The sequence below is a fragment of the Trinickia sp. genome (genome assembly GCF_051961175.1).
In the GTDB taxonomy this organism is placed as follows: Bacteria; Pseudomonadota; Gammaproteobacteria; order Burkholderiales; family Burkholderiaceae; genus Trinickia.
Genome location: NZ_JBQCDN010000473.1, coordinates 1 through 6,396, shown reverse-complemented (window position 1 = coordinate 6,396; position 6,396 = coordinate 1). Strand labels below are relative to the sequence as shown.

5 protein-coding genes are annotated in these 6,396 nt (G+C 65.2%); all 5 read right to left on the bottom strand.

Going from position 1 to position 6,396, the window contains the following annotated elements:
- Positions 1–2,033 (bottom strand): flagellar biosynthesis protein FlhA (gene flhA / locus ACTHL0_RS26950; protein ID WP_440570184.1); only part of this gene is annotated, 2,033 nt, incomplete at its 3' end.
- Positions 2,030–3,235: a flagellar biosynthesis protein FlhB gene (flhB, locus tag ACTHL0_RS26945; protein WP_440570183.1), complete on the bottom strand. Its 1,206-nt coding sequence runs from the start codon at positions 3,233–3,235 to the stop codon at positions 2,030–2,032. The genes flhA and flhB, both read right to left, overlap by 4 nt.
- Positions 3,236–3,507: 272 nt before the next feature.
- On the bottom strand, positions 3,508–4,752 hold the full coding sequence (locus ACTHL0_RS26940) for a DUF3443 domain-containing protein (RefSeq protein WP_440570185.1): 1,245 nt from the start codon (positions 4,750–4,752) through the stop codon (positions 3,508–3,510).
- 24 nt (positions 4,753–4,776) lie between these two features.
- Entirely contained in the window at positions 4,777–5,298 is a 522-nt protein-coding gene (locus ACTHL0_RS26935; protein ID WP_440570181.1) for a DUF2844 domain-containing protein, read from the bottom strand.
- A 379-nt stretch (positions 5,299–5,677) separates the two neighbouring features.
- Positions 5,678–6,396, bottom strand: a 719-nt coding sequence (locus ACTHL0_RS26930) for a DUF3443 family protein (protein ID WP_440570180.1), incomplete at its 5' end; no start/stop codon positions are given.

Sequence of the window (6,396 nt, the reverse complement as noted above, 5' to 3'; positions counted from 1 at the left end):
ACTTTCAATTGAGGCAGGCTGCGGCGCAGGAAGCGTGCGAGCATCGCGCGAAGCGCATGCTGCACGAGCAGCACCGGAGGCAGCCCGGCATTTTGTTGACGGTTGATCGCCTTTTGCGTCGCCGTCATCAGCGTGTGTGCGAGGCCGGGCTCGAGCCCTGGGTTCGCGCTCGTCGAGAGCGCTTGCGACAGCACGCGCTCGAGGTTCGAATCGAGTCCCATGACCTGCATCTCGTTCGCGCCCGGATACCATTGCTGCGTAATCGCGCGGCCCAGGGCCAATCGCACGCAGGCGGTCAGATCGTGCGGGTCGGTCAGCTTGGCGCCGTGCTCGGAGAGCGCTTCGAGGATCGTACGCATGTCGCGAATCGGCACGCCTTCCTCGAGCAGGTTTTGCAGGACCTTTTGCAGCGTCGTGAGCGAGAGCGTTTTCGGCACCAGATCTTCGACGAGCGACGGCGCATCCTTGCCGGTACGCGTGATCAACGCTTGCACTTCCTGGCGGCCGAGCAGTTCGGCGGCGTGCTGGACGACGAGATGGTTCAGGTGCGTGGCGACAACCGTGCTGGCATCGACCACCGTGTAGCCATACACCTGGGCCTGCTCGCGCAGGTTCGTATCGATCCAGATCGCCGGGAGGCCGAAAGCGGGGTCCTGCGTCGGCTGGCCCGGCAGCGCGGCGGAAACCTGGCCCGGGTTGATCGCGAGCCACTGGCCCGGATAGGCCTCGCCCACCCCCACTTCGACGCCCTTGAGCGCGATGCGGTAACCGTTCGGACGCAGCTCCAGGTTGTCGCGGATATGGATGACGGGCGGCAAAAAGCCGATTTCCTGCGCGAACTTCTTGCGGATGCTTTTGATGCGCTTGAGCAGTTCGCCGTCGGTGTTCTTGTCGACGAGCGGAATCAGGCGGTAACCCACTTCGAGGCCGAGCGTATCGATGAGCGTGACGTCGTCCCAGCTCGCTTCGGTGTTCTCCGCCGGGGCCATGGCGGCTGGCGCGACATCCACGAGCGAGGCACCGGCCTTGGCGGATTCGGCGCGCTTTTTCAGCGTGCGGCCGAGCTGGATCGCGCCGGCGCCGAGCAGCAGGAACGCGAAGTGCGGCATGTTCGGGATCAAGCCGAGCATGACGATGATCGAGCCCGTGATCATCAACACGCGCGGGTTTGTGAACAGCTGCCCCGTGAGTTGCGTGCCGATGTCTTCGTCGGTGGCGACGCGCGAGACGATCACGCCGGCCGCCGTCGAGATGACGAGCGAGGGGATCTGCGCCACAAGACCGTCACCGATCGTGAGCAGGGTGTACGTCTTCCCGGCCGAGGCGAAATCCATGCCGTGCTGGGCAACGCCGACAATCAGCCCGCCGAGCACGTTGACGACCATGATGATGAGGCCCGCCACCGCATCGCCGCGCACGAACTTCGACGCACCGTCCATCGCGCCGTAGAACTCGGCTTCCTGCGATACGGACTGGCGGCGCTTGCGTGCGCCTGCTTCGTCGATGAGGCCCGCGTTCAAATCGGCGTCGATCGCCATCTGCTTGCCGGGCATCGCGTCCAAGGTAAAACGCGCCGCCACTTCGGCGATCCGGCCCGCGCCCTTCGTGATCACCATGAAGTTGATGACCATCAGGATCACGAATACGACGATACCAACGGCGAAGTTGCCGCCCACAAGGAAGTGCCCGAACGATTCGATCACCTGACCGGCGGCGCCCGGGCCCGTATGCCCTTCGAGCAGCACCACGCGCGTCGAGGCGACGTTCAGCGACAGACGCAGCAGCGTCGAGAACAGCAGCACGGCCGGGAACGCCGCGAAATCGAGCGGCTTCTGGGTGTACATGCTGACGAGCAGCACCATCACCGACAGCGCGATGTTGAACGTGAACAGCAGATCGAGCAGGAACGGCGGCAACGGCAGAATCATCATGCCGAGGATCATGCAGATCAGGATCGGACCTGCGAGCGCGCGCAGGTTCGTGCCGCTGAGCATCTGCCCCTTGCCGAAAAGGCTTCCGACGCGCGCGTTCATGCCGAGGCTCCTTCATTCGCGTCGCCGAGCGCTTCCTCGGCTTCTTCCTGTTCGTCGGCCGCGGAGATCGGGCCCTTCGTATCCATGTCGGCCGGCACGTCGAGATCGGTCGGCGCGGCCGGAACGTCGCCGCCTTCCTCGCGGAACTTGCGCAGCTGATACACCCAGGCCAGCACTTCGGCCACGGCGTTGTAGAGCGGGCCCGGGATTTCGCGGTTCAGCTCGACGTTGTGATAGAGCGCGCGAGCGAGCGGCGGCGCTTCGAGCAACGCGACGTTGTGTTCCGCTGCGAGTTCGCGGATGCGGGCGGCGACGAGGTTCACCCCCTTGGCGACGACCTTCGGTGCACGCATTTCACCGTCGGCGTATTGCAGCGCCACCGCGTAGTGGGTCGGGTTCGTCACGACCACGTCGGCCTTCGGCACCGCGGCCATCATGCGGCGGCGGGCGATTGCGCGCTGCTGCTGGCGAATCTTGCCTTTCACATGCGGATCGCCTTCGCTTTCGCGGTGTTCGCGCTTCACTTCTTCCTTCGTCATGCGCAGCTTCTTGTGGTACTGCCAGAGTTGATAAGGGACGTCGAACGCCGCGAGCAGGAACATGCCGGCCACCGTCGTCGCACAGCAGGCGGCGACGATCGACATGCCATGTCCGAGCGCCGCGCGCAGCGGCTCGCCGGCGAGCCCGAGGATCTGGTCTTTGCGGTGCCAGACGGCCACGCCGCCGATCGTGCCGACGAGCAGCGTCTTGGCCAGCGACATGCCGAGTTGAATCACGCCGTTGATCGAGAACATGCGGCCGATGCCGGCGACGGGATTCAAGCGTTCGAGCTTGACCTCGAAGACCTTCGGCGAAAGCAGCCAGCCGCCGAGCGCCATCGGCGCGATGACCGCGGCGAGGCCCGTCAAGGCCAGGATCGGCAGCACCGCCATGAATCCCTCGCGGCCGGCGTTGCCCGCGCCGATCAGCATGCGGTTCGTATCGGCAAGCGACGCGTGATTGAACATGAACGCGCCACGCAACATGTGCTGCAGGTGCATCCCGATCGGGCCAGCCAGCCCCCAGACACCGAAGAAGCCCGCCGCCAGCAACGCGAACGTCGCCAGCTCCCGCGAGCGCGCAACCTGCCCTTCCGAACGCGCCTTTTCCAGGCGCCTGGGGGTGGCTGCTTCGGTTTTGTCGAGGTCGCTGTCCTCTGCCACAGGGTATTTTCTCCGCAAGAATCACGGCGACATGCCGTTATCCAGTGAGAGCGATTATTCCCGGACGCGTCAATGGACGATCGGCGGATAAGGCGGGGGAAACGGGTGCATTTCGACTGATCGGCGCCCGGCCCGGCCGCGTGCGGGACGGGCCGGGGCGAACGCACCCGCGAGCGGGAAGGGCGTGCCAAGGTCTGGCGCGCCCGAAAAGGCAGGGACAGGCGGCTGATGCGGGCCAGGTGATTTGGCCCCTGAATAGCCGGGGCCGAGACTTAGAAGGCGACGAACGGGCCCGCGCCGCCCGAGCCGGACTGGTCGAATCCGTAGTAGAAAGTGCGGCCATAGAAGAACGGCAGGCCCACATCGAAGAACGTGGCCCCCGTGCCGAGGCTGCCGGCCAGATCGTTGAGCGCGTAGTTGCCGTTGGCGAGCAATTGCGTGGCGTTCCCCACCGTCATCGACAGGACCAAGCCCCCAGAAGCGCCCGAGGTAGCGGCGTTGTAGTTCGAAACGTTCAGCGTGCGCGTGATCGCCGAAGACGGACAGTAGAAGGACGACGTATTGCCCGTGCAGTTCGGTATCGTGCTGTCGGTGAAGAAATACGCGTTCGATCCGGAATCGAAGAAGGCCACGATCGGATTGCCGGCGAAGCTCGCGTTGACGTCGCCGAACGGATTTGTCGCCAGCTTCGCCACATTGCCGGGCAGCGCGTTATTCGATTGCGTGCCGATGCCGAACGTCAAGGTCCCCGACACGGTGGATTGCCCGCTCGGCCCGATGCCGGGCATCGACAGAATGACGCCGTTGTTGTCGCCCGCGAATTTCGAAACCGGATTCGTGACTTGCTGACCGACCGGTACGAGTGTCGGCGTGCAGTGCGTGTTGCCCGGACAGACGTAGTAATTGCTGCCGCTGGCCGATCCGCTCGCGCACGCCGTTCCGCAATCGTTGGGCGCGACCCCGATCCCGAGAATCCCGTTGGCGCCCAGATCGCTCGGCGTCGATTCGAGCGTCCCCGCCGAACAGTTGCCGGTCGCGACAGCGCTTTGCGGCATGTCGCCGACGATCTGCAGCGGCAGGCTGGCGGCCGTTTCTCCTGCGATCTTGACGTCGGCGGTACGGATCGTCCCCCAGGCCGAGCCATCGGCGAAGGTCGTGCACTCGGCGATCGGGGCGCCCGCCACCGTTTCCTGTTGCAACGAGCCGAGCACCTGGCTGACAGCCGAACTGGCGAGCCGCAGCCCGAACGATTCGGTATCGACTTGCACATTGGAGACGGTTTGGCACGTGCTCGTGCCGGGCACGCAGATCGTGATGCTGACGGTCGGGATGTTCGCGACACCCTCCACGCCTTGTCCCACCGTCACGGTGGCCTGGTTCGCCGCCGCCTGGACCCCACCGCCGCCTCCCCCGCCGCCAGAACTGCCTCCGCCCCCGCCGCAGGAGGCAACGATCAACGCTGCGGCCGCCAACCCGAGCGCGCCCAGCGCCCGAACGAGTCTGCTGTGAGTACGCAACATGGTTCTCCCTTCTTCGCTCGGTTATTTGATGTCGGCGCCCGTGATGCCGGCCGGCAGCGCGCTCGGCAACCACGCTTGACCAAAGAACGAGCCCATGTGGCCGCCGGAATGGACGACGAGGTCGGAATGCTCCACCGCAACGGGGCCCCGGCCGTGACGAGTCGCGCGCAACGCGTGCACCTCATTCGCGTATTGCGGAAAATAAGTGCCGAGTAACGTAGGCAGGTCGGGGATGCGCGGGCCGTTCCATGCGATGCCGAAGACGGTCCCATCGGCACCGATGTATTCACGGACGGTCGTGCCGCTCGCAAGCTGCGTCGCTCGCACAACGTAGCGGGCACTGACTGCGGTGCCCGAAGACGGCGAGGCCATTGCCGACGACGCGACGCGGGCGGTAGGCGCGGGGGTGGTCACGGCGGTGGCGCCGGAGGGGGTAGCCATGGGGGCGCCGCCGAGTGCCGCGCAGGCGGGCGAGCAGGCGGCCCAGAGAGCGCCGGCGACGAGCGCCACGGGCAAGACAGCGCGTAAAGGACGATTCAACATCGGATGAGTTCCTCCTGGTTGATCCTCGAGCGCGTGTGGCCGTGGCTTTCGCGTCGCGAGCGCCACCGATTTCGTATCGTTGTTCCGGAACTCTAGTACATAGCGCGGCGGACAGTGACGCGACAGCGCCGCGCAAAGCCTGTGCCCGTCGAGCCGCCTACCATTTGGCATAGCGGCGATGCGATAGCCTGGGCGACCGCGTCCGCTTTAGCGCGACGAGGTGGCGGGCTGAATGTGGGCGAACGTTGGGAAAAAGAAGCGGGGAAGCGGTTCCGCGACGCGCTGCACAGGCCGATGAGCCCGGCCGGGCCATTGCGCCGCGGAACGTCCGGGCACGGCAGCGTGGCCGCGCGCGGACAAGGACGTACGGTCGACGCTTTTAGAAGGAGACCGAGGCCACCGTTCCTACGTTGAGCGAACCGCTGTTGGCCGTGTCGTACTTGACATAGACCGTCTTGCCATAGAAGAACGGCAAGCCGAAATCGACTGCGAGCAACCCGCTCGTGCCACCCAGGTTGCTGAACGCAAGTCCGTTGCCGTTGAACAGATCGAACGCGTTTTCGATGCTGATCGGAAGCGTAGCCGTCGTGCCGTTGAAGCCCGTCACGGAAGGCTGAAGCGCCACCGCGGAGGTCGGGCAATAGAAGCCGCTTCCGCCCGTGCAAAGCAGCAGGCCGCTATGCGAGCCGGGCAGGAAAAGGCCATTCGATCCGGTGTCGAAAAACGCCGCCCTCTGAGTTGGCGACGTATCCGTATAGGTCGTACCGTCCAACGTCGCACTCTTGACATCGCCGAAGTGGTCGGTCTGGAACGTTTGGATACCGGACGACGGAAGGGCATTGTTCGATTGAGTGCCGAGGCCGAACGTCAGGAACCCCGTTGCCTTGACCGCCCCCGTCGCCCCGACAGCCGGCATGTTCAAGATCACGCCGTTGTTGTCGGTTGCGAAGGACTGGACCGGATTGGCCACTTGCTGCGCCAGCGGTACGGCCGAATCGGTACAGGCGCTCAACGTGCCACCGGTGCCGCCAGTGAGCGTGCAGGCGTAGTAAATGTCGTTGATCGTTGTCGTCTGGCAACCGGTGCCGCAGTCGTACT

Bases quoted from the DNA above. Each gene is read 5' to 3' on its own strand.
- ACTHL0_RS26935 (WP_440570181.1), bottom strand. From the start codon at position 5,298: ATGTTGAATCGTCCTTTACGCGCTGTCTTGCCCGTGGCGCTCGTCGCC.